The following is a 21,065-nucleotide window of genomic DNA, read 5'->3' on the forward strand; positions in this document are numbered from 1 at the left end:
TTTCTAGATTTAATGTTACAATAGCAATTAGGAAAAACTGCATGGAGGTTTGGAGAATGGCAGGAGGATCAAGATTCCAACAGAAACAACAAAAACGTCGTCAAAACGGTGTTTTAAATATTGCAATCGCTATTGTATTACTATTAGTAGCTATTGTAGCATATCAATTGTTCGTTCCTAGTACGAAAGAGCAAGCATCTTCTACTGATAAGAAAGTCTCTCAACAAACAACAAAGAATGAGAAAGCTGGAAAATCAGAAGATAAAGAATCTGCTAAGAAAAAAGAAAAAGAACAAGAGCAAGCAGAAGCTAAGAAAAAAGCTGAAGAAGAGAAGCTAAAGGCTGAAGAAGAACAGAAAAAAGCTGAAGAAGAAGCGAAAGCTAACGAGAAAGTATCAGCTGAAAAAACTGTATCTAAGGCAAAAGAGGCTTACACAAAACCTTCTTGGAAAGCTGTAGGAACAGAACAAGGTTCATCACCGGCGATGACGTTTAAACAAGGGTCATCAGATTGGAATGAGATGCAAAGTGCAATTGCTGCAGGTGTTGAGATACCGAAAGAGCAATTAGTATTCCATTTTGTTGGAAGAGACAAAACTGGAAAGAGCAAAGCTTATGGTGATGTTCAAGATAAGCAAAGTGGGAAAAGATATTACGTAAATATTGATTGGGTAGACAATGAGGGCTGGAAACCAGTACTTGTTCAAACTCTAAACTAAAAAAGAGAAGCTCCTTAGGAGCTTCTCTTTTTTGTTAACGCAATTTCTTTAATTTAAAATGAACAGCCGCGCTATAATACGGTCTTTTGCTTTCAGGATCCATAACCATTTGATGAGAGATGTGATGAACTTCAAGCATAAGTGCTTTATTATTATCGATTTGTTCACTAATTTTTCGTTCTAAAGAAGCTAAGTCTCCCGCTTCAAAAAATTCTACTTTATCTTCTAACATTTCAAAGGTAAATGACATGAAGACGGCCCCTCTCCTATGTAATCAACTATAGTGTAACAAAGAAAAGAAGGAAATACCATGTACATTTCAATTGACATTTTTAGAAAGAGGGAATATCATACTGATAAAACCGATAAGAAAAAGGGGAATTTTTATGGGCACAGAATTTAATGGTTTATTTGATGAGTGGGCTCATACGTACGACTCATTCGTACAAGGCGAGGATATACAATATAAAGAAGTTTTCGCCCATTATGAGGATATTCTAGAGGATGTAGTTAACAAGTCATTTGGTAATGTATTAGAATTTGGTGTCGGTACAGGTAATTTAACAAATAAATTATTACTTGCTGGCCGCACAGTTTACGGTATAGAACCGTCGCGTGAAATGCGTATGATTGCAAAAGAGAAATTGCCAAAAGAATTTTCGATTACAGAAGGTGATTTTCTTTCGTTTGAAGTCCCAAATTCAATTGATACCATTGTAAGCACCTATGCATTTCATCATTTAACAGATGATGAAAAAAATGTAGCGGTTGCGAAGTATAGTCAATTGCTAAACAAAGGTGGTAAAATAGTGTTTGCTGATACGATATTTGCAGATCAAGATGCATATGATAAGACTGTTGAAACAGCAAAACAAAGAGGTTTTCACCAGTTAGCAAACGATTTGCAAACGGAATACTATACACGTATTCCAGTTATGCAGACTATTTTTGAAAACAATGGCTTCCATGTAACGTTTACGAGATTAAATCATTTCGTTTGGGTAATGGAGGCAACTAAGCAATAGAAAGAGGGATTAGATTGAGAATTGCTGTAATTGGAGCAATGGAAGAAGAAGTACGTATTTTACGTGACAAATTAGAACAAGCAGAAACAGAAACGGTTGCTGGTTGTGAATTTACGAAAGGACTATTAGCAGGACATGAAGTAATCTTGTTAAAGTCTGGTATTGGTAAAGTAAATGCAGCGATGTCAACGACAATTTTATTAGAAAAATATAAGCCTGAAAAAGTAATTAATACTGGTTCAGCTGGTGGATTCCATCATTCTCTAAACGTTGGTGATGTAGTTATTTCCACTGAAGTTCGTCACCATGACGTAGATGTAACAGCATTTAACTATGAATATGGTCAAGTACCAGGAATGCCGCCTGGATTTAAAGCTGATGAGGCGTTAGTTGCATTAGCTGAGAAATGTATGCAAACTGAAGAAAATATTCAAGTTGTAAAAGGCATGATTGCAACAGGCGATTCATTTATGAGTGATCCGAATCGCGTTGCAGCCATCCGTGATAAATTTGAAAATCTTTATGCGGTAGAAATGGAAGCAGCAGCTGTCGCACAAGTATGCCACCAATATGAAGTTCCGTTTGTTATCATTCGCGCACTTTCTGATATTGCTGGTAAAGAATCAAATGTTTCATTTGATCAGTTTTTAGATCAAGCAGCTCTTCATTCTACAAACTTTATCGTAAAAGTGTTAGAAGAGTTAAAGTAATGTAACAAAAAGGCAACTGTCTCATATAAAGAAAATACATACAGTTGCCTTTTCTTTATTGGCAAACAAGGGGGAGAACACGATGAATGTATATCGTGGAGTTCATGAGTTAATTGGTCATACACCAATTGTAGAAATTACTCGTTTTTCACTTCCGAAAGGGGTCCGCTTATTTGCAAAGCTTGAATTTTATAACCCAGGCGGAAGCGTTAAGGATCGTTTAGGAAGAGAATTAATCGAAGATGCGCTAGAAAAAGGGCTTGTTACCCAAGGTGGAACAATTATTGAACCGACTGCTGGGAATACTGGTATTGGACTGGCACTTGCAGCATTAGAACATGATTTACGTGTTATCGTTTGTGTACCAGAGAAATTTAGTATTGAAAAACAAGAATTAATGAAAGCACTAGGTGCAACGGTCGTGCATACACCGACTGAGCAAGGAATGACCGGTGCAATTGCAAAAGCAAAAGAATTAGTAAATGAAATACCGAATTCATACTCTCCAAGTCAGTTCGCAAATGAGGCAAATCCTCGTGCATATTTTAAAACATTAGGACCTGAACTGTGGGACGCATTGAATGGAGAGATTAACATATTTGTTGCTGGAGCAGGAACTGGCGGTACGTTTATGGGGACTGCATCTTACTTGAAAGAAAAAAATATAGATATTAAAACAGTTATCGTAGAGCCAGAAGGATCTATTTTAAATGGTGGTAAGGCTGGTTCACATGAGACCGAAGGAATTGGACTGGAATTTATCCCCCCATTTTTGAAGACATCTTATTTTGATGAAATTCATACGATTTCTGATCGAAATGCATTTTTACGAGTGAAAGAATTAGCGCAAAAAGAAGGACTTCTCGTTGGAAGCTCTTCAGGAGCAGCATTTCATGCGAGCTTACTTGAGGCAGAGAAGGCAGCACCAGGTACAAATATTGTAACCATTTTTCCAGATAGCAGTGAGCGCTATTTAAGTAAAGACATATACAAAGGATGGGAATAAAAAATGAGAGCAAAGACAAAGTTAATTCATGGTATTCGCATAGGAGAACCTTCAACTGGATCTGTAAACGTACCGATTTATCAAACAAGTACGTACAAACAAGAAGCAGTTGGTAAGCATCAAGGATATGAATATTCACGTACAGGTAACCCAACACGTGCAGCTTTAGAAGAAATGATTGCTGTATTAGAAAATGGGCATGCTGGATTTGCATTTGGTTCAGGAATGGCTGCTATTACAGCGACAATTATGTTGTTCTCAAAAGGTGACCACGTTATTTTAACAGATGATGTGTATGGCGGAACATACCGCGTTATTACGAAAGTATTAAACCGTTTCGGTATTGAGCATACATTTGTAGATACAACAAACTTAGAGGAAGTTGAAGAAGCGATTCGTCCAAATACGAAAGCAATTTATGTAGAAACACCAACGAACCCACTACTAAAAATTACTGATATTAAGAAAATATCTACTCTTGCTAAAGAGAAAGACTTATTAACAATTATTGATAACACATTCATGACGCCATATTGGCAGTCGCCGATTTCTTTAGGAGCAGATATTGTGCTTCATAGTGCAACGAAATATTTAGGAGGTCATAGTGACGTAGTTGCAGGTCTAGTAGTTGTAAATAGCCCACAACTAGCAGAAGATCTTCACTTTGTACAAAACTCAACAGGAGGTATTCTTGGGCCACAAGACAGCTTCTTACTACTTCGTGGTTTAAAAACGTTAGGAATTCGTATGGAAGAACATGAAACGAATTCACGCGCTATTGCTGAGTTCTTAAATAATCATCCAAAAGTAAATAAAGTATATTACCCAGGTCTTGAATCACATCAAAACCACGAATTAGCAACAGAACAAGCAAATGGATTTGGTGCTATTATCTCATTTGATGTAGATAGTGAAGAGACATTAAATAAAGTACTTGAGAAATTGCAGTACTTTACACTTGCTGAAAGTTTAGGAGCAGTAGAAAGTTTAATTTCTATTCCATCTCAAATGACACATGCATCAATCCCAGCTGATCGCCGCAAAGAATTAGGAATTACAGATACATTAATTCGTATTTCTGTCGGTATTGAAGATGGTGAAGATTTAATTGAAGATTTAGCACAAGCGCTAGCATAATAAAAAAACGCACTGCTCTATATTAGCAGTGCGTTTTTTTATTACATTATTTTGTGAAATATTTCACAAAATAGACATACACAAACGAAATGATTTCATGTATATTGAATTCAGGAAATGTTACTCACGAACAAACTTGTGAAATATTTCACAAACAATGAAATTCATGTAGGAAAGCATCTCTATTTTTTTATGTTAATTGGGACTTATTTTGACCTATAGGGACATATAAGGACCGTGATAGTAGAATAGGAGGAAATTTACATGGTAGTCAAAGAGAAAGTTGTAAATGAAATGCAGGAAGTAAAAAAGATGATTGATACGCTAGTAAATAATGGTCAACAAGCTTTACAAGCATTAGAAAGTTTTACACAAGAGGAAATTGACAACATTGTTCATGAAATGGCATTAGCAGGTGTTGATCAACATATGCCGCTAGCAAAATTGGCAGTTGAAGAAACTGGCCGTGGTGTATATGAAGACAAATGCATTAAAAATGTTTTTGCCACTGAATATATTTGGCATAGTATAAAGCAAGATAAAACGGTAGGAATTATTCACGAAGATTCTCATGAAGAAATAATAGAAATCGCGGAACCTGTCGGTGTAGTAGCTGGGGTAACGCCAGTAACGAATCCAACGTCGACAACAATGTTTAAAGCGTTAATTGCGATAAAAACAAGAAATCCAATTATTTTCGCATTTCATCCTTCCGCACAAAAATGTTCTGTGGCAGCGGCGAAAACAGTATATGATGCAGCGATGAAAGCTGGTGCACCAAAACACTGTATTCAATGGATTGAAAGACCGTCTGTTGAAGCGACGAAACAATTAATGAACCATGATGGTGTAGCACTCGTTCTAGCAACTGGAGGCGCTGGTATGGTGAAATCAGCTTACTCTACTGGAAAACCAGCGTTAGGTGTTGGTCCTGGTAATGTACCGTGTTATATAGAAAAATCAGCACATGTAAAACGAGCTGTTAATGATTTAATTTTATCGAAAACATTTGATAACGGTATGATTTGTGCATCGGAACAAGCAATCATTGTCGATAAAGAAATCTATGATGATGTTAAAACAGAAATGATTGAAAACAATTGTTACTTTGTAACAGAAGAAGAAAGAAAAAAATTAGAAAAGCTTGTTATAAATGAAAATACATGTGCAGTAAATAGTGATATTGTAGGGAAATCAGCACAGTATATTGCCGATTTAGTTGGGATTACTGTTCCTGAACATACAAAAATGCTTGTAGCTGAAATTCAAGGTATCGGAGCAGCATATCCGTTATCTCGTGAGAAACTGAGTCCAGTATTAGCTTGTGTGAAGGCGAATTCATTAGAAGAAGGATTTACATATTGCGAAGAAATGTTGAACCTCGGTGGTTTAGGACATTCAGCAGTTATCCATTCTACAAATAAAGATGTGCAAAAGCAATTTGGGTTACGTATGAAAGCTTGCCGTCTCATTGTAAATGCACCTTCATCACAAGGTGGAATAGGGGATATATATAATGGATTTATTCCATCACTTACACTTGGTTGTGGTTCATACGGAAAGAATTCAGTTTCCCAAAATGTAACAGCCACTCATTTATTAAATATAAAAAGGCTGGCAAATAGAAAAAAGAATATGCAGTGGTTCAAATTGCCACCAAAAATTTATTTTGAAAAACATGCTACAGCTTATTTAGCAAATATGCCTAACATTTCACGTGCATTTATTGTAACGGACCCTGGAATGGTTGAACATGGCTATGTCGATACAGTCGCGCACTATTTAAACAAGCATGCAAATGATGTGAAAGTTGAAGTTTTCTTTGAGGTCGAACCAGATCCATCAGATGAAACTGTTTTTAAAGGTGCGGAAATGATGAGAAGCTTTAAGCCAGATGTAATTATCGCACTTGGTGGTGGTTCAGCTATGGATGCAGCAAAAGGAATGTGGTTATTCTATGAGCATCCAGAAACGACATTCTATGGCATTAAACAGAAGTTTTTAGATATAAGAAAACGTACATGTAAATATCCGGAATTAGGAAATAAGGCGCAGTTTGTTGCGATTCCAACGACATCAGGAACGGGATCAGAAGTGACACCATTTGCGGTTATTACAGATAAGAAAAATAATATAAAGTATCCGCTTGCAGATTATGAATTAACACCAGATGTAGCAATTGTTGATCCGCAATTTGTAATGACAGTACCACCACATGTAACAGCAGATACTGGTATGGATGTTTTAACACATGCAATTGAGGCGTATGTGTCTGTTATGGCAAATGACTATACAGATGGATTAGCATTAAAAGCTATTGATCTCGTATTCAAATATTTACCGAGAGCATATAAAGATGGAAATGATGAAGAAGCAAGAGAAAAAATGCATAACGCTTCTGCAATTGCAGGTATGGCATTTGCAAATGCTTTCCTCGGTATTAATCACAGCTTAGCACATAAAATTGGACCAGAATTCCATATTCCGCACGGACGCGCAAATGCCATTCTAATGCCGCATGTAGTCCGCTATAATGCTATTAAGCCAAGAAAACACGCATTGTTCCCAAAATATGAGCACTTTGTGGCAGATGAAAGATATGCACATATAGCGAGAATGCTCGGGCTTCCAGCAAGCTCGGCAGCAGAAGGGGTGGAATCACTCGTCAAAGCAATTATTGAGCTTGGAAAAAGCTTAAATATTAATATGAGTATTGCAGGACAAGGAGTAGATAAAGAGCAATTTGAAGAGGTTGTTGGAGTATTAGCAGAAAGAGCTTTTGAAGATCAATGTACAACTGCTAATCCAAAGTTGCCGCTTATTTCAGAACTGAAAGAAATTTATATGGAAGCATATAAAGGTGAATAATGATTAAAAAAGAGCCGCAGTAAAGCGGCTCTTTTTTTATTGGAAAACATCTCCCAGAATGCCTGTATTTACTGGTCTTTCAGTTTCATAGAATATGATACAGTGAAATGGAGGAGTGAGAATATAATGAAAGAATTAAAAGGAAAAATAGAAGACTATACTCGGTTCGGACAAATTCTTCTCGCTGTAAGTACATTGTTAATGGTTGGCTTGTTGATTCCGAATGGAGCAAAAGAGACAATCCAATTTTTTGTTATGATGGGGAGCATCGTTATATTTTTAAGTTTATCGTTCTTTTTCTTTCAGCGTGTGAAAGTGATGCGTGACCAGCTAGAGGAAAATGAATGTGAATAATATTGTTAACTAGAGCGCGGCGAAAAGAAAAAATCTTTTTGTCACGCTTTTTGTTTTTTGTAGAAAAATGTATGCGTTTCGTGTTGACAATGATAATCCTTATCAATTAAAGTAGAATAATAGTTAATGATTATCATTATCAATTAGAGGTGAAGGAATGAAAAAATCTATTACGCTATTTACAGCGATTTTATCTATTTTTTTCTTGTTAATAGGTTGCAGTGCCAAAGGGGACGAAAAAGCGTCTGCAACCAAAACAGAAAAAGGAAAAGAGAAAATCGAAATTACCGACCTATCAGGAAGAAAGGTAACATTCGATAAAGTGCCAGAAAGTTTTGCAACATTAAGTATGGGGGACATGGATATTATTCATGCTTTAGGTGGAAAAATAGTAGGTCGCCCGGATACGAAATTAACTCTTCCAGAGGAGTTAAAGAAAGCACAAGTAATTGGGAATGCACATCAACCGAATTTTGAGCAAATTGCTAGTTTAAAGCCCGATGTACTTGTTGCTAACAATGGATTCCAAAAGAATGTGCCAACGGTTGAAGGACAAGGAACGCAAGTTATCATTTCTTCTGCGAATTCTGTACAAGATATTCAAAAGAATATTGAATTATATGGAACGGTAATGAAGAAAGAAGATAAAGCAAAAGAAATTAATCAAAAAATGAATGATCAAATGAAGAAATATGAGAAAAAGAGCGATGTGAAAGCATTGCTAGTGTATGGCGCACCAGGTACTTATTTAGCGGCATTACCAACATCTTTATCAGGTGATATTTTAGAAAAAACAGGCGGAAAAAATATTGCTTCTGATTTTCCAGAAACGAAAGAATATCCGCAATATGCACAGCTAAGTGTAGAACGTATTATTGAGGCGAATCCAGATGTGATTTATTTAATTACACACGGAGATCCAAAAAGTGTGAAAAAAGCATTCGAAGGCGAAATGATGAAAAATGAAGCGTGGAAAAATTTAGAGGCAGTAAAACAAAACCGCGTAGTTATTTTGCCACCTAATTTATTTGGATCTAATCCTGGTACAAAAGTTACAGAAGCAATGGACTTTATGTATAAAAGTATACAAGATGTAAGGAAATGATACGTATGGAAAGTAGTGAAGTAGTAAGAGAAAAGGAACATCCTTTTGCGAAAAAAAGATGGATAATAGCAGTTACTTTAGTTATATTAACAATCCTAGGTCTCTTGTACGGTCTTTTCGCAGGAAGTTTATCCTTTTCTATACGAGATATTTTAACAGGTATACAAGAGGAAGGTTCGACAGTTCATCGAATTGTATGGGATCTTCGCATACCGAGAGTGCTTATTGGGTTTATAGTAGGAACATGTTTAGCTGCATCTGGTACACTGCTACAAGGGGTTATGAGAAACCCTCTTGCAGATCCTGGTATTATCGGAGTTTCATCTGGAGCAGGCTTTGTAGCAATTGTCATCATGATTTTATTCCCACAGCATCTAGCTTTTTTACCACTAGGGGCGTTTTTAGGAGCTTTCATAACAGCGATGGTTATTTATGCTTTATCATGGCAAAAAGGGGCACCACCTTCAAGGATCGTCTTAGTAGGGGTGTCGATCAATGCATTAATTGGTGCAGCAACGTCAGCATTAATGTTATTACATAGTGACAAAGTACAATCGGTGTTACCGTGGTTAGCGGGCGGTATTGGTGGTGTAAGTTGGGCACATTTAAACATGATTATTTATTATGCAATATTCGCCATTATATTAGCTTTCTTTGGTATTAAGCATATTCGAGTGTTAATGCTTGGAGATGAAATGGCAAAGTTATTAGGACATAATGTGGAAAAAAGTCGGTTTTATTTAATCGTAGTAAGTACATTATTAGCTGGAATTGCAGTAAGTGTGTCTGGTCTTATTGGATTTGTCGGTCTTGTCGTACCACATATGCTACGTTTATTAGTTGGAAATGATTATAGATATTTGCTACCTTTATCATGCCTTGGCGGCGGGGTATTACTTGTTTTTGCGGATGCAATAGCTCGAAGTTGGTTTGACCCAATCGAATTGCCTGTTGGTATTTTACTGTCCTTCTTAGGTGGTCCGTTCTTCTTATATTTAATTCATAGAGGAGGAAAACAAAGTGATTTCCGTTAACAAAGTGTTTTACGCACACTCTGAAAGATTTCAAATGCAAAATATGAATGTACATATTAAGGTTGGAGAAATCGTTAGTTTAATTGGTCCGAATGGATCGGGAAAATCTACTTTGCTTCGTTTAATAGCAAGGCTACTGAAACAAAGCGAAGGGGACATCATTTTAGATGGGAAAAATATTCATATGATGAAGAGTGCTGATGTAGCGAAGCAATTAGCAATGTTACCACAAATGCATGATCATCAATTAGATTTAACAGTGAAAGAACTAATTGAGTTCGGAAGAGGTCCACATAAATCATGGAGTAGCCGCTTAAATAAAGAAGATGAAGAAATTGTTGATTGGGCATTGTCTGTTACAAATCTTGAAGGGTATGAATATCGTCTTTTACATTCTTTATCAGGAGGGGAACGGCAACGTGCTTGGATTGCGATGACGCTAGCGCAACGTACAAATGTCTTATTATTGGATGAACCAACAACCTTTTTAGATATCGTTCACCAGTTGGAAGTAATGGAACTTGTGAAACGATTAAATGAGGAGTTTGGAATGACAATTATAATGGTTTTACATGACATTAACCAAGCTGCTCAATATAGTGATCGTTTACTTGTATTAAAGCGAGGAAAGATTCAGTATGATGGTATACCAGAAGAAGTACTATGCCATGAAATGTTTCAACATGTATTTGGCATAGATGTAGATATTTTTCAGGGAAGTGACAAGCCTTTTTTTACACCGAAACGAATTTCTAAAAGGGGAGAAGAGCGATGCAAACAGAAGAGCGTATTACCACTGAATTAGTAAGAGAATTTGTTATGGCAGCTCACGGGGATTTAGAGAAAGTACAAGAGCTATTGGTTGAATCACCAAGCTTACTTCACGCTTCTTATAATTGGGGTGGATCAGATTGGGAAAGTGCGTTAGGCGCATCGGCACATGTAGGTCGTAAAGATATTGCTCTTTATTTACTAGAAAAGGGTGCTCGGATGGATATTTTTGCAGCAGCTATGCTTGGTGAATTAGAAGTTGTACAAGCTATTTTAGTAGCTCAACCAGAAGCATTGCGTGCATCTGGCCCTCATGGTATTTCTCTTCTTCAACATGCACGAATGGGTGGAGAGAAATCTAAGCGTGTATATGATTATCTAGCAATACTATCTTAATGAACGAAGGAAGTTCTTATGAGCGGTAAACTTTTCACTTGAAACAATTGGAAAGTTTACCGCCCGTTAGAACGGGATAAGTATCTAGTATATTTGAAAATCCTACACCCCCCTCAATTGTAGTTTTCTTTATGCTAGTTATGATATGGATGCAGTGGACAATATTTGTCTACTGCTTTTTTTAGTTATTTGGAATGAATATTGTGTATTTTATCGTTGGTTCATTTATCCCGCTATTTTCCAGGCAGTAAGACTCTTGCCTAAAAATTCAGTTAAAGCAAAGAAGTTAGACGGGAGATCCACTGCCCGTAAACGTCCGATTGGTAAAGGCTAATAATCAGTGGGGTGAACAAAATTCCCCACTGATTAAAGTTTCACTTTATAATAAATAGTAACATACCGTATACATACAAAACATGATCGTGAAATGAAGAATAAATTAGTGGAAAGGAGTGCCAGCATGTTTCATACAGAACGTTTACAAATTCGCAAATATACAATGGATGATTTACAGTTCTACGCTTCACTATGGGGGAACGAGAAGGTAATGCGTTATATTGGAAATGGGACATTAAAAACATATATGCAGTGTAAAAAAAGTCTGGAGGAATGGGTGATTCCTAGCTATAAAAACGGTCTCGGTTTATTTGTATTGATTGAAAAGGAAACGGGAACAAGAATTGGTCATGCAGGGCTGGTAAAGCAGAAAATAGATGGAAAAGAGGAAATTGAAATTGGTTATTGGTTACTTCCTCAGTATTGGGGAAAAGGGTATGCAAAAGAAGCGGCGGCAGCATTTCGTGACTATGGTTTCCAAGCATTACGAATGAATAAATTAATTTCTCTTATTAATCCGAATCATCCTGCCTCAATATTTGTTGCTAGAAAAACTGGGCTCAGCTACGAGAAAACAACGTCATTTCATGGAATCGATGCTCTAGTTTATTCTATTAAGCGTGTTGGATGAAAAAATTACTTTTTTAAAGGTAAATTGCATTTTTTGAAGAATGGTATATGAAAATAAAGGGAGGGGTTACATGTACATTTATCATAATGGACTTATTATTCGTGAGGGAACGAGTAGTGTACCAGCATATGCAATTAAAGCTTTATTTGAAGATGCCGGTTGGAGTAATGATAATATCCCTTCTTGGCAAATTGAAAAATTTACGATAGCATTCGAAAATTCAACATGGGCTTTCACAATTTGGGATGAGGAAGAGATGATTGCGATGGTTAGAGTCATTTCTGATGGAATTATGATTGCGAACATAGTAAATTTAGTTGTGAAGTGTGAATATAGAGGGAAGGGATTAGGTAAGAAGCTTGTAGCTCTTTGCCTGCAAAAACTTCCCCACGGTGATTGGTTTGCGCATACATCAGCGAATAATTTTGATTTTTATAGAAGTTGTGGATTTGAAGTTAGAGAGCTATCGAGAAATGGAACATGTGCGTATTATGGATACCAAGTCGCGAAAAGAGATGGTCACCGATAAATGAATGGAAAGTAAAAAAGTATAGCGAGGTAATTTTGAGACTTTTGATAATAGAGAATGGATTGAGGCTCGTTTTATGATAAAATAAAAGAAAATTCTGTTTATTATTAGGGGGATAAAAATGAGTGTAAAAGCTGGGGATGTATTTAAATATGAAAGAAGATTTACTGAGGAAGAAGTTTTTGAATTTGCAAATATTACCGGTGATAAAGGTAGACACCATGTGGAATACGATGAAAATGGAAGATTAATGGTTCATGGTTTATTGACTGCTAGCATTGGAACGAAAGTGGGAGAAGAGTTACATTACATAGCAAGAGAATTAGTAAGTGAGTTTATTAGACCAGTTTTCACAGGAGATACGATCACTTGTGAACTAACTTTAACAAATGTTGAGCAAATGGAAGGCTATAAAAAAGTTTCAATCGAGTCAGTTTATCGCAATCAGCATGAAAAGACTGTACTAGTTGGGACAAGTTATGGAATTATAAGGGGATAAAAAAGAAGCCTGTTTAACAGGCTTCTTTTTTTTATTATTTAATAAACACGTTTTCGATTTTCCGCATAACTAGAGATGAGTAATAATGCAGTTTCTTCTCCTATATTACGAACAATATGAGGAACGCATGCATTCCATGAGAAAGAATCACCTTCTTCTACAATTGCAATATCTTCACCGTGCTGAACTTCTAGTTTTCCGCGTAATACAAGGTGACATTCTTCCCCTTCATGGGCATTTGGTGAGTTTTCTTTCGGGAATCCAGTAGGGATTTCTACTAAAGATAGGCGAAGGCCCCCTTGCTCCGCAACATGTTCAATTCTTTGCTCATCTTTGCCGTATACACTGTATTTCCGTTCTTCTTTTTTGACAATTTTTAATCGATCTTTTTGCTCTAACAATAAATAGGGAAGGGGAACGTTTAAAAAATTGGAGATCGTTTCTAAAGTTGAGATAGATGGTGATGTTTTATTATTTTCAACCTGACTCATAAATCCTTTAGAAAGACCTGTTCCCTCACAAATTTGTGCGATTGTTATGCCCCTACGTTGACGAATTTCACGTATTGCAGAACCAATATTCATAAAATCAAGCTCCTTTTTGTAAACAACTATTTGTATCATAGCAAAAAAAATATATTTTTTCCCAGTGAAAATGAATTGACGAATAAAAAAAATTAGTGTATGTTTTGTAATGTAAATAAAAGTTTTGTATAAGAAAACTATAAAGGAGAGAAAGAAATGAATCAACATATTGGTAACTTAATTATTCGTATCGTGTTAGGGGTAACATTCTTCATGCACGGTTTAACAAAATTCCAATCAGGAATTGACAATATTGCAGGGTGGTTTACAAGCATTGGTTTACCAGGAGGACTTGCATACGGTGTAGCAACATTTGAATTAGTTGGAGGCCTATTATTAATTCTAGGTTTAGGTGTAAGATATATTGGATTATTATTTGCGCTTGTTATGGTTGGAGCAATCGTAAAAGTGAAATGGTCAGCTGGTTTATTGGGAGATGGAAAAAATCCTGGTTTCGAATTAGAACTTGCATTATTAGCAATGGGTGCATATTTATTTGTTGCAAAAGCTGATGGTTTTGTAGATAATTTCTTAAAAGAAAAAATGTCAAAGAAGAACTAATTTAAATGGGGGGGCTAACAAGATGAGTTTTCAACTTCATCCCGATACAACACTTGATGTTGTTCATTTATACGTATCTAATGTAAAGAAATCACTAGAGTTTTATACGGAAGTACTAAGTATGAAGGTGCTAAAAGAAGAAGAAGCAGTCGTTACATTTGGGAATGAAAATGATGAACCACTTCTTATCATTGAAGAAAAGAAAGAAGCTTTTCCGAAACAAAGAGGAAGAACAGGGTTATATCATTACGCAATTTTATTACCAAGTAGGCAGGATTTAGCGAATGTTCTTCGTCATCTTGTAGAGATGGTATATCCACTACATGGCGGAGCCGATCATTACTTTAGTGAAGCTCTTTATTTAGCTGATCCAGATGGAAACGGGATTGAAATTTATCATGATCGACAAAAAGAAGTTTGGCGTGATGAGAATGGAGAACTCCCATTTGTTAGTAACCCGTTAGCTGGTGAAGAATTATTACAGCAAGGAAGTACATGGAATGGATTTCCAGCTGGTACTGTGATGGGGCATATTCATTTCCATGTAGCTGATTTAGAGGAAGCGAAACGTTTCTATGTTGATGGTCTTGGTTTTGAAGTAACGATCCCAGCTCGTAATGGAGCGTTGTTCGTATCAGCAGGTGGTTATCATCACCATATCGGTTTAAATACGTGGCAAGGTGAAGGGGTACCACCGCAAATGCCAGGTTCTGTTGGTTTAAAATATTTCACAATTGTACTAGCGGATGAAAAACAAAAAGAGCAAGTATGTGAAAGCTTAAAAAATATTGGCAAGATTGCTACGTACAAAGATGGAATATTACAAGTCGAGGATCCATTTGGACATTGTATCCATTTCAAAATAAAAGGAGAAGCCTAAAAAGGCTTCTCTTTTTTATTTTCTTATAATTGCGTTTTCGTTTTGTAAAAATAGTTCATCAAATTGTTTTGCAAGCTCAAAATCTAGTTTCGTTAAACCTTTTGCATTCCAAGATGACAAAGTAATAATAACTGCTTTATACTGGATAAGGATAAATGGATGGTGATTATGTTCTTCTGATAGTTTGGCGGCTTCAGAGACAAATTCGACTCCTTTTAAGTAGTCGGAAAACATATATTTTCGTTCAATCCATTTCTCATCTTTTACCATCCATTTATCTACCTTCAATAATTCCTCGTGAACTTCTTCTTCAGTTAATCTTAGCATCATTTTTCACATCCTTTACTGGAAGTAACGCAAGACCATTGTTAATAAGGCGTGTTACAGCTTCGTCAGTTGTGAAAGTAGAAAGTTGATGTAGTAATGCTGCAGATGTTTCATGCCCTTTGTTATGCTCTAAAAGTAACTCTAATACTTCAAGGCGCAGCAACCATTCTTTCGCATAAAATTTATTTAATACTTCTTGAATTGCTACTAATTGATCGATATGCGCTTCGTGTAAAATCCCCTCACTTCGAATATCTCGAACTGTTTGATACATACGTTCAAGTTCATTCAGTACAAGTGGAGCAGGAATTTCTTGAACTTCTTCATCCATTGGGAAAAATGCTGCTGCATCTGCGGCACCTGGGAATACTGAAGTGATTTGTGAGCCAACAGCCATATCAAATGCGCCCCATGAAGCATCAAATAAAACGCGGGCGTTATAAGTAACTGTGCAATCGATAAAGGAAATAAGAGCAATTTTCTTATCGTTTTTTACAATATCTGTTACTGTTCCTTTTACATGAATACCACTTGCAAAAGTAAACTCAGCGATAGTTCCAATTGTAATTCCTAATGATTGTAGTTGTTCGTCTGTACAATTTTCTAATGCAATATTTTCAGTGAGTAATCCAATTGGTGTTCCAAATCCGTCACTGTGTACAGAAGTAGAATGATTCGCTAACTGTTTATTATGAAGTGCTAATGCCGTTGGCGAATTTGTTCGCATGTAAATTAATTCACCTGCATCGTTTTCAATTGTCTCGCTAAATGTACCTGTAATTTGTAATCCGCTATTTAGCTCAGCTGTTGCATAGTTCTCAGAGCGAATTGCTTTTTCTAAACCTTCTTTTCCACCTGTTTTAAAGGCCATTGTTTTAGAAAATGTTTCAAGCGCATCTGTTAATTCTTCAAAGGACTTGCAAACGAATAGTTGTGGTTGCATTTTTGTTACGTCATAAGTTGTCCCTGTACATGCTTCGATAGAAAATGGAACTTTTTCTACAGCGTCTGTTAAGCAATGTTTGCTTTCGCCAACAGAAGAAAGGAGACCAGCACCATATATTTTTGGATCATCTATATTTCCAATCAATCCATATTCTACTGTCCACCAGAAAAGACGTGAAATTTGTTCAGCTTCTGATAAACCAGAAACTAAGTTTTGTTTTTCAATTACAGCATTTTCAGCAGCCTTAACTTCATCAGGAGTAGAAGTAGGGCTTTCTTTTACTATCGTTAATGTACGAACAGCTTCAAATGCATCATGTTCTTCTTTTGTAGAGAAAGCTTTTGCACCAATTTGCCCAAAACGTTTCACATATTTTGCATATGTAGGATCAAGTAAAATCGGTGCGTGTCCTGCGGCTTCGTGTACGATATCTGGCGCTGGTGTGTACTCGATATTTTCTACTTTCCGAATATCTGTTGCGATCGGTAGTAATCCGTGTCCTTGGAAATCGAAGAATGCTACGCCGGGAATAAGTCCGTCAATCGTTACAGCACCCCAGCCACTTGGTGCCAAACACTCATTCATTTCTTCTACTTTTGGAATTGAATCTATATTAATACCAGATGATTGTAGTCCGTTCACATAGGCTGGATGAGCAACGTCTTTTAAGAAGCTATGATTTTGTCTCATAATATAACGCCACACAGCGTGATTCACCGGTGTGTATTGATCATAATGTTGTGTGGATACGAATGGTTTTAAATGTGATGGAATTTCTGTTTTCTTTGTCATTTAGACATCCTCCTTTTTTTCAATAAAATTGAATATCGATTTCGTATAGCTTGTATCACCTCCTTTCATTTTTGTAAGCGCTTATAAAATTTTATCATAAGATTCGGAATTATTTAACATCTGTTTCTGTGAGAAATAGAAAAAGCCCCTATCGGAAAGTCCGATAGGGGCGAAAGAATCGCGGTACCACCCTATTTGTAAGTGAAAATATACTTACATCTCAATTAATGATAACGGAAAAATTCCGTCTTTTCCTTCATGCATAAAAGCACTACGAAAAAGAAGCTCCAGAATTGTAATTCATACTTATATATGTGCTAATTTCCACCGATCATTAGCTCTCTGTAACAGGGATATAAGATACTACTGCGATTCTTTCAACGCGTATATATGAAATTGTGTAAGAGGATGGACGCAAAAAAGTCCCTATCGGAAAATCCGATAGGGACGATAAAAATCGCGGTACCACCCTATTTGTAAACAACTAATTGTTTACCACTCACTTTACGATAACGGAAAGATCCGTCTTTCTCTTCATGCATAAAAAGCATTACGGGAAAGAAGCTCCAGAATTGTAATTCACGCTTGTATATGTACTGATTCGCACCAACCATCAGTTCTCTGAGACAGTGATATAAGTCGCTACTAGTATTCCTTCAAAGCCGATATATAATTCGTTCAACTAAACTATGTTTTGTATTATAAAACTATATTAAAAAAATTGTCAACAAAAATTTTTTATCCCGTGTTAATGAGCAGTAAAATTCCTACCTCAAAATTCGGTTGGAGTAAAGAAGTGAGAGGGGAGGTCAACTGCCCGTAACTCCCGATTGGTGAAGGCTAATAATCAGTGGGGATGAACGAAATCTCCACTGATTAAAGTTTCACTTTATTTCACTTCTAAATTAACAGTTAAATTAGAGGTATTGCCAGCTGCATCAGTTGCTACAATGTGAATAGTATTTTTTCCTTCTTGTAATTGAGTACGATCGAAATAAATGTCATAGCTTTTCTCCCAAGGGTTCAGGAATGCCTGGTCCCATACACCATTTCCATTAATTTCATATTGCATTCTCACTGGAATACCAGGTGCTATCCAACCAGATTCTGACATCCAATCTAGTAGAATATCATCAACTTTTCCTTTAATTACGAGATTTTCTTGGTCAACTTCGTATGTTAACTTAGGTGCAGTTCGATCAAGAAATACAGCAGCTGTTTGTTTTGTTTCTCCGCCAGAATTAGAAGCAACTGCTTCGATTTGATATAGCCCGTCAGCTAAAGGAGTGCCATCGGCTTTTGTACCATTCCATTTGAAAGGTTTGTATCCAGGAGTTGCATTTTTAGCTTGATGGATAATCCCTTGATACGTTACACGTTCTTTCATAACTAAATTTGCATGCAATGTGACATCATCCACAGGCGCAACTAAATAGTAGTTGATGAGATTATCATCTAGTACGTGGTCGCCATTTGGGCTAAAAGTAGAATTAATAATTTCAAGTCCATCGATACGTTTATAATCTTTAGGATCGATACTAAATGTGAATGGAATTCGAATTTCTTCTTTTGCCCCTTGTTCTTTTACATATACATTTCCAGTATACACACCTTGTGGTAGTGAGCTATCTACAGTGATAGTAAATGGTTTTTCGGTACTACTATTCGGTTGAATGCTAATAGATGAAGGGACAGAAGCTTTTACTTTTGTGTTTGCATCTAGTAACTCCACACGAGTTGAAAAACTTTTCTTTTTACTAGAAAGGTTTTGTAATGTAACATTTTGCGTCAGTTTTACTTTTCCGCTATTTGGCTTAATAAGACCAAAGCTGACATTGTTAGGTTTTACTAATACATTTGTTTGAGCTGCTTTCGGAATGTTAATTAAACCTGATCCTTGTGCCATAACAGGGTATGTATTTTCATTGACATCATGTAATGTTTTTGCATTGTTAGCAAGAGCCGCTTTCAATTGTTCTGTCGTCCAATCAGGATGCATTTGACGCAAGAGGGCAACCGCTCCAGCTACTTGCGGAGCAGCCATACTTGTTCCGTTATGCGATTCATAGCCGCCTCGCGGTACTGTACTAGTAATTTGTACTCCAGGTGCAACAACATCAGGCTTTATTAGCCAACTTCCTTGTGATGGTCCTCTTGAACTAAAGTTACCGATAAGTTCTGTTTGCTTTGGTTGTCCAATTTTTATATTTTTCTTTCGTTTTGTAATTAAAGTTTTTAATTCTTCCCCATTTGTATTTGATAATTGCATTACTGGGACAGCTAGATGTTCACGTGAAAAATATTCCGGCATCATATTAATTTCTTTTTCGCTAGAGATTAATAACACACCAAGTGCCCCAGCTTGCTTCGCTTGTTCTGCTTTTACTAATGTACTAGAAGTACCTTGTAAAATAAGTGCGAATTTCCCTTTCACATCTTGTTTTGCATAATCACTTGGATTGCCATAACCAACGTATACAAGAGGGGAAGCATTTCCTATTGGAAAATCGGATTTTGATAACGGTAACCCTTGATATGTTTTGCTGGAACCAGCTACTTGGAATGTTGGAAACGGGATAGAAACCGTAGATGCTCCAACAGAAATGACACTACTTGCGTTACCGGGAGCATCAACAGACCAAGGTTTTGGTCCGTCATTTCCATTTGAAACGACAGTAGTAACACCAAGTTTCGCTGCTCGTTCTAACGTTAATGTTACAGGCTGATCAGGTACATTTAAATCCTGCCCAAGGGAGAGGTTTAACACATCCGCACCATCTTGAATCGCTCGCTCAATCCCTTGGATAATATCATCTGTTGTACCAGTTCCACCGTCATTCATTACACGATAGGCTAGAATAGAAGCGTTTGGAGCAACGCCTTTAATTTTTCCGTTACCAGCAATAATTCCAGCTACATGAGTACCATGTACGTTACCATCCATTGGATCGCTATCTTCATCAACCGTGTCATATCCACCGATATAATTTGCCTTTAAGTCAGGGTGTGTATAGTCTACGCCAGAGTCGATAATGGCTACTTTCATGCCTTTTCCATCAAGCGGTTTGCCAGATGGATCTTTTAAATTCCACGCTTCAGGTGCACCAATTGTCGGTCCACCGATATTTGGTGCTTCTTCGTTAGTAGTACTTTTTGATGTTTCATGCAATTTATATGTTAAGTTCGGATAGACTGCTTTTACTTCAGGTAAAGAGGCAAGAGAGGTAATTTGATCTCCAGGAACTGAAATAGAGAATCCGGAAAATAACGTATTATACACTTCTTTAATTTTTGCACCAGGTGCTTTTTCTTTTATTTTCTTAGTCGTATCTTCTTGTGCTTTTTTGAGCTCAGCATGATAAGACTGCGCATTACTATTTTGTAAATCTGGAGCATGCTGAATATTACTTTGAGCAGCGAGAGGTGCATGTTGCAATTCTACAATTACTGATATTTCTTTTGTTGTTTTCGTTTCAACATTTTGAGCAATTTTATGTTCTCCCCACTGTTCAATCGTTGTTTTTAATTGTGGACTAAATTGCTTCTCCTTTTGTAGTGATTCAGCATGAGCGCTTAAAGCTCCAAAACTAGAAAAGACAAGCGCCATGCTTAATAGTGTAGATGTAGTTTTTTTCATTGATACTCCCCCTAATAAAAAGTGCCAATATTCAGAAAAGTAATCTTACATTTTAGTTAGAACTTATACATATAAATGTTGGCTAAACTATACTTTCGACATAATTCATACCAATCCTCTATGAATTGGAAATTTCTTGGGGGATTTTTTCTGATTATGTCGAATCGATATTTTTCACATATTGTAGGAAGAAAGTGAGGAATGCTATGAGGGAAATG

At 36.6% G+C, this 21,065-nt stretch carries 21 protein-coding genes and 2 other annotated features; of the genes, 16 read left to right on the forward strand and 5 right to left on the reverse strand.

The window, feature by feature from the left end:
• The first annotated feature begins 56 nt into the window (after window positions 1-56).
• Window positions 57-719 carry a YrrS family protein gene (locus tag BLT20_RS05295; protein ID WP_000897098.1) on the forward strand — a complete coding sequence of 221 codons (663 nt, stop codon included), beginning with the start codon at window positions 57-59 and terminating at the stop codon, window positions 717-719.
• Between the two features lie 34 nt (window positions 720-753).
• Here the strand turns inward: BLT20_RS05295 and BLT20_RS05300 are convergent, their stop codons facing one another.
• Window positions 754-969 carry a YrzA family protein gene (locus BLT20_RS05300; RefSeq protein WP_000010983.1) on the reverse strand — a complete coding sequence of 72 codons (216 nt, stop codon included), beginning with the start codon at window positions 967-969 and terminating at the stop codon, window positions 754-756.
• 136 nt (window positions 970-1,105) lie between these two features.
• Between BLT20_RS05300 and BLT20_RS05305 the strand changes: the two genes are divergently transcribed.
• The 13 genes from BLT20_RS05305 to BLT20_RS05370 all read left to right on the forward strand — a co-directional run bounded on the left by BLT20_RS05305 (window position 1,106) and on the right by BLT20_RS05370 (window position 13,120).
• Window positions 1,106-1,744, forward strand: coding sequence for a class I SAM-dependent DNA methyltransferase (locus BLT20_RS05305; RefSeq protein ID WP_000536323.1), 639 nt, complete (start codon window positions 1,106-1,108; stop codon window positions 1,742-1,744).
• A gap of 14 nt (window positions 1,745-1,758) precedes the next feature.
• On the forward strand, window positions 1,759-2,454 hold the full coding sequence (mtnN, locus tag BLT20_RS05310) for a 5'-methylthioadenosine/S-adenosylhomocysteine nucleosidase (RefSeq protein WP_001217027.1): 696 nt from the start codon (window positions 1,759-1,761) through the stop codon (window positions 2,452-2,454).
• An 82-nt stretch (window positions 2,455-2,536) separates the two neighbouring features.
• Window positions 2,537-3,460: an O-acetylserine dependent cystathionine beta-synthase gene (locus BLT20_RS05315; RefSeq protein WP_001103877.1), complete on the forward strand. Its 924-nt coding sequence runs from the start codon at window positions 2,537-2,539 to the stop codon at window positions 3,458-3,460.
• Window positions 3,461-3,463: 3 nt separating this feature from the next.
• On the forward strand, window positions 3,464-4,597 hold the full coding sequence (locus tag BLT20_RS05320) for a bifunctional cystathionine gamma-lyase/homocysteine desulfhydrase (protein WP_001201908.1): 1,134 nt from the start codon (window positions 3,464-3,466) through the stop codon (window positions 4,595-4,597).
• Between the two features lie 264 nt (window positions 4,598-4,861).
• Window positions 4,862-7,465, forward strand: coding sequence for a bifunctional acetaldehyde-CoA/alcohol dehydrogenase (gene adhE, locus BLT20_RS05325; RefSeq protein WP_000260512.1), 2,604 nt, complete (start codon window positions 4,862-4,864; stop codon window positions 7,463-7,465).
• A 126-nt stretch (window positions 7,466-7,591) separates the two neighbouring features.
• Window positions 7,592-7,819 (forward strand): YrhC family protein, encoded by a 228-nt coding sequence (locus BLT20_RS05330; protein ID WP_000661263.1) that lies wholly within the window; start codon window positions 7,592-7,594, stop codon window positions 7,817-7,819.
• 157 nt (window positions 7,820-7,976) lie between these two features.
• The gene (locus BLT20_RS05340) at window positions 7,977-8,924 is read left to right on the forward strand and encodes an ABC transporter substrate-binding protein (RefSeq protein WP_000748458.1); all 948 of its coding nucleotides are present in this window, start codon (window positions 7,977-7,979) and stop codon (window positions 8,922-8,924) included.
• 5 nt (window positions 8,925-8,929) lie between these two features.
• The gene (locus BLT20_RS05345) at window positions 8,930-9,958 is read left to right on the forward strand and encodes a FecCD family ABC transporter permease (protein WP_002026345.1); all 1,029 of its coding nucleotides are present in this window, start codon (window positions 8,930-8,932) and stop codon (window positions 9,956-9,958) included.
• On the forward strand, window positions 9,945-10,763 hold the full coding sequence (locus tag BLT20_RS05350; protein WP_000626552.1) for an ABC transporter ATP-binding protein: 819 nt from the start codon (window positions 9,945-9,947) through the stop codon (window positions 10,761-10,763). Before BLT20_RS05345 ends, BLT20_RS05350 begins: the two co-directional genes overlap by 14 nt.
• A complete protein-coding gene (locus tag BLT20_RS05355) occupies window positions 10,730-11,125 on the forward strand; it encodes an ankyrin repeat domain-containing protein (protein ID WP_001192766.1) in 396 nt (131 codons plus the stop codon). The genes BLT20_RS05350 and BLT20_RS05355 overlap by 34 nt, the downstream gene beginning before the upstream one ends.
• A 427-nt stretch (window positions 11,126-11,552) precedes the next feature.
• Window positions 11,553-12,092, forward strand: a complete 540-nt coding sequence (locus BLT20_RS05360) for a GNAT family N-acetyltransferase (RefSeq protein WP_004408018.1) — start codon at window positions 11,553-11,555, stop codon at window positions 12,090-12,092.
• A 70-nt stretch (window positions 12,093-12,162) separates the two neighbouring features.
• Window positions 12,163-12,621, forward strand: a complete 459-nt coding sequence (locus BLT20_RS05365) for a GNAT family N-acetyltransferase (protein ID WP_000276126.1) — start codon at window positions 12,163-12,165, stop codon at window positions 12,619-12,621.
• A gap of 121 nt (window positions 12,622-12,742) precedes the next feature.
• Window positions 12,743-13,120, forward strand: coding sequence for a hotdog family protein (locus BLT20_RS05370; protein ID WP_000111564.1), 378 nt, complete (start codon window positions 12,743-12,745; stop codon window positions 13,118-13,120).
• Window positions 13,121-13,158: 38 nt separating this feature from the next.
• On the opposite strand, the gene BLT20_RS05375 is transcribed toward BLT20_RS05370, so the two are convergent.
• Window positions 13,159-13,704, reverse strand: coding sequence for a helix-turn-helix domain-containing protein (locus BLT20_RS05375; RefSeq protein WP_001020693.1), 546 nt, complete (start codon window positions 13,702-13,704; stop codon window positions 13,159-13,161).
• A 156-nt stretch (window positions 13,705-13,860) separates the two neighbouring features.
• On the opposite strand from BLT20_RS05375, the gene BLT20_RS05380 reads away from it, so the two are divergent.
• Both BLT20_RS05380 and BLT20_RS05385 read left to right on the forward strand, forming a co-directional pair.
• On the forward strand, window positions 13,861-14,265 hold the full coding sequence (locus BLT20_RS05380) for a DoxX family protein (RefSeq protein WP_001071553.1): 405 nt from the start codon (window positions 13,861-13,863) through the stop codon (window positions 14,263-14,265).
• 22 nt (window positions 14,266-14,287) lie between these two features.
• Window positions 14,288-15,145, forward strand: a complete 858-nt coding sequence (locus BLT20_RS05385; protein WP_000009840.1) for a VOC family protein — start codon at window positions 14,288-14,290, stop codon at window positions 15,143-15,145.
• Window positions 15,146-15,160: 15 nt separating this feature from the next.
• On the opposite strand, the gene BLT20_RS05390 is transcribed toward BLT20_RS05385, so the two are convergent.
• The 3 genes from BLT20_RS05390 to BLT20_RS05400 form a co-directional block, all read right to left on the reverse strand.
• Window positions 15,161-15,475: a 4a-hydroxytetrahydrobiopterin dehydratase gene (locus BLT20_RS05390; RefSeq protein ID WP_000979538.1), complete on the reverse strand. Its 315-nt coding sequence runs from the start codon at window positions 15,473-15,475 to the stop codon at window positions 15,161-15,163.
• Entirely contained in the window at window positions 15,456-17,210 is a 1,755-nt protein-coding gene (locus BLT20_RS05395) for an aromatic amino acid hydroxylase (protein WP_000163213.1), read from the reverse strand. Before BLT20_RS05395 ends, BLT20_RS05390 begins: the two co-directional genes overlap by 20 nt.
• A gap of 162 nt (window positions 17,211-17,372) precedes the next feature.
• Window positions 17,373-17,600 (reverse strand) — a binding site (T-box leader).
• 50 nt (window positions 17,601-17,650) lie between these two features.
• Window positions 17,651-17,879 (reverse strand) — a binding site (T-box leader).
• A gap of 220 nt (window positions 17,880-18,099) precedes the next feature.
• Window positions 18,100-20,847, reverse strand: coding sequence for a S8 family peptidase (locus BLT20_RS05400; protein WP_000754160.1), 2,748 nt, complete (start codon window positions 20,845-20,847; stop codon window positions 18,100-18,102).
• Window positions 20,848-21,065: the final 218 nt, after the last annotated feature.

It is taken from the genome of Bacillus sp. cl96 (genome assembly GCF_900100505.1).
Taxonomy (GTDB): Bacteria; Bacillota; Bacilli; order Bacillales; family Bacillaceae_G; genus Bacillus_A; species Bacillus_A cereus.

Excerpts from the sequence above, each read along its gene's own strand:
- BLT20_RS05295 (WP_000897098.1), top strand. The coding sequence starts at position 57 with ATGGCAGGAGGATCAAGATTCCAACAGAAACAACAAAAACGTCGTCAA.
- BLT20_RS05300 (WP_000010983.1), bottom strand. The coding sequence starts at position 969 with ATGTCATTTACCTTTGAAATGTTAGAAGATAAAGTAGAATTTTTTGAA.
- BLT20_RS05305 (WP_000536323.1), top strand. The coding sequence starts at position 1,106 with ATGGGCACAGAATTTAATGGTTTATTTGATGAGTGGGCTCATACGTAC.
- BLT20_RS05315 (WP_001103877.1), top strand. The coding sequence starts at position 2,537 with ATGAATGTATATCGTGGAGTTCATGAGTTAATTGGTCATACACCAATT.
- BLT20_RS05320 (WP_001201908.1), top strand. The coding sequence starts at position 3,464 with ATGAGAGCAAAGACAAAGTTAATTCATGGTATTCGCATAGGAGAACCT.
- adhE (WP_000260512.1), top strand. The coding sequence starts at position 4,862 with ATGGTAGTCAAAGAGAAAGTTGTAAATGAAATGCAGGAAGTAAAAAAG.
- BLT20_RS05330 (WP_000661263.1), top strand. The coding sequence starts at position 7,592 with ATGAAAGAATTAAAAGGAAAAATAGAAGACTATACTCGGTTCGGACAA.
- BLT20_RS05340 (WP_000748458.1), top strand. The coding sequence starts at position 7,977 with ATGAAAAAATCTATTACGCTATTTACAGCGATTTTATCTATTTTTTTC.
- BLT20_RS05345 (WP_002026345.1), top strand. The coding sequence starts at position 8,930 with ATGGAAAGTAGTGAAGTAGTAAGAGAAAAGGAACATCCTTTTGCGAAA.
- BLT20_RS05355 (WP_001192766.1), top strand. The coding sequence starts at position 10,730 with ATGCAAACAGAAGAGCGTATTACCACTGAATTAGTAAGAGAATTTGTT.
- BLT20_RS05360 (WP_004408018.1), top strand. The coding sequence starts at position 11,553 with ATGAAGAATAAATTAGTGGAAAGGAGTGCCAGCATGTTTCATACAGAA.
- BLT20_RS05365 (WP_000276126.1), top strand. The coding sequence starts at position 12,163 with ATGTACATTTATCATAATGGACTTATTATTCGTGAGGGAACGAGTAGT.
- BLT20_RS05370 (WP_000111564.1), top strand. The coding sequence starts at position 12,743 with ATGAGTGTAAAAGCTGGGGATGTATTTAAATATGAAAGAAGATTTACT.
- BLT20_RS05375 (WP_001020693.1), bottom strand. The coding sequence starts at position 13,704 with ATGAATATTGGTTCTGCAATACGTGAAATTCGTCAACGTAGGGGCATA.
- BLT20_RS05380 (WP_001071553.1), top strand. The coding sequence starts at position 13,861 with ATGAATCAACATATTGGTAACTTAATTATTCGTATCGTGTTAGGGGTA.
- BLT20_RS05385 (WP_000009840.1), top strand. The coding sequence starts at position 14,288 with ATGAGTTTTCAACTTCATCCCGATACAACACTTGATGTTGTTCATTTA.
- BLT20_RS05390 (WP_000979538.1), bottom strand. The coding sequence starts at position 15,475 with ATGATGCTAAGATTAACTGAAGAAGAAGTTCACGAGGAATTATTGAAG.
- BLT20_RS05395 (WP_000163213.1), bottom strand. The coding sequence starts at position 17,210 with ATGACAAAGAAAACAGAAATTCCATCACATTTAAAACCATTCGTATCC.
- BLT20_RS05400 (WP_000754160.1), bottom strand. The coding sequence starts at position 20,847 with ATGAAAAAAACTACATCTACACTATTAAGCATGGCGCTTGTCTTTTCT.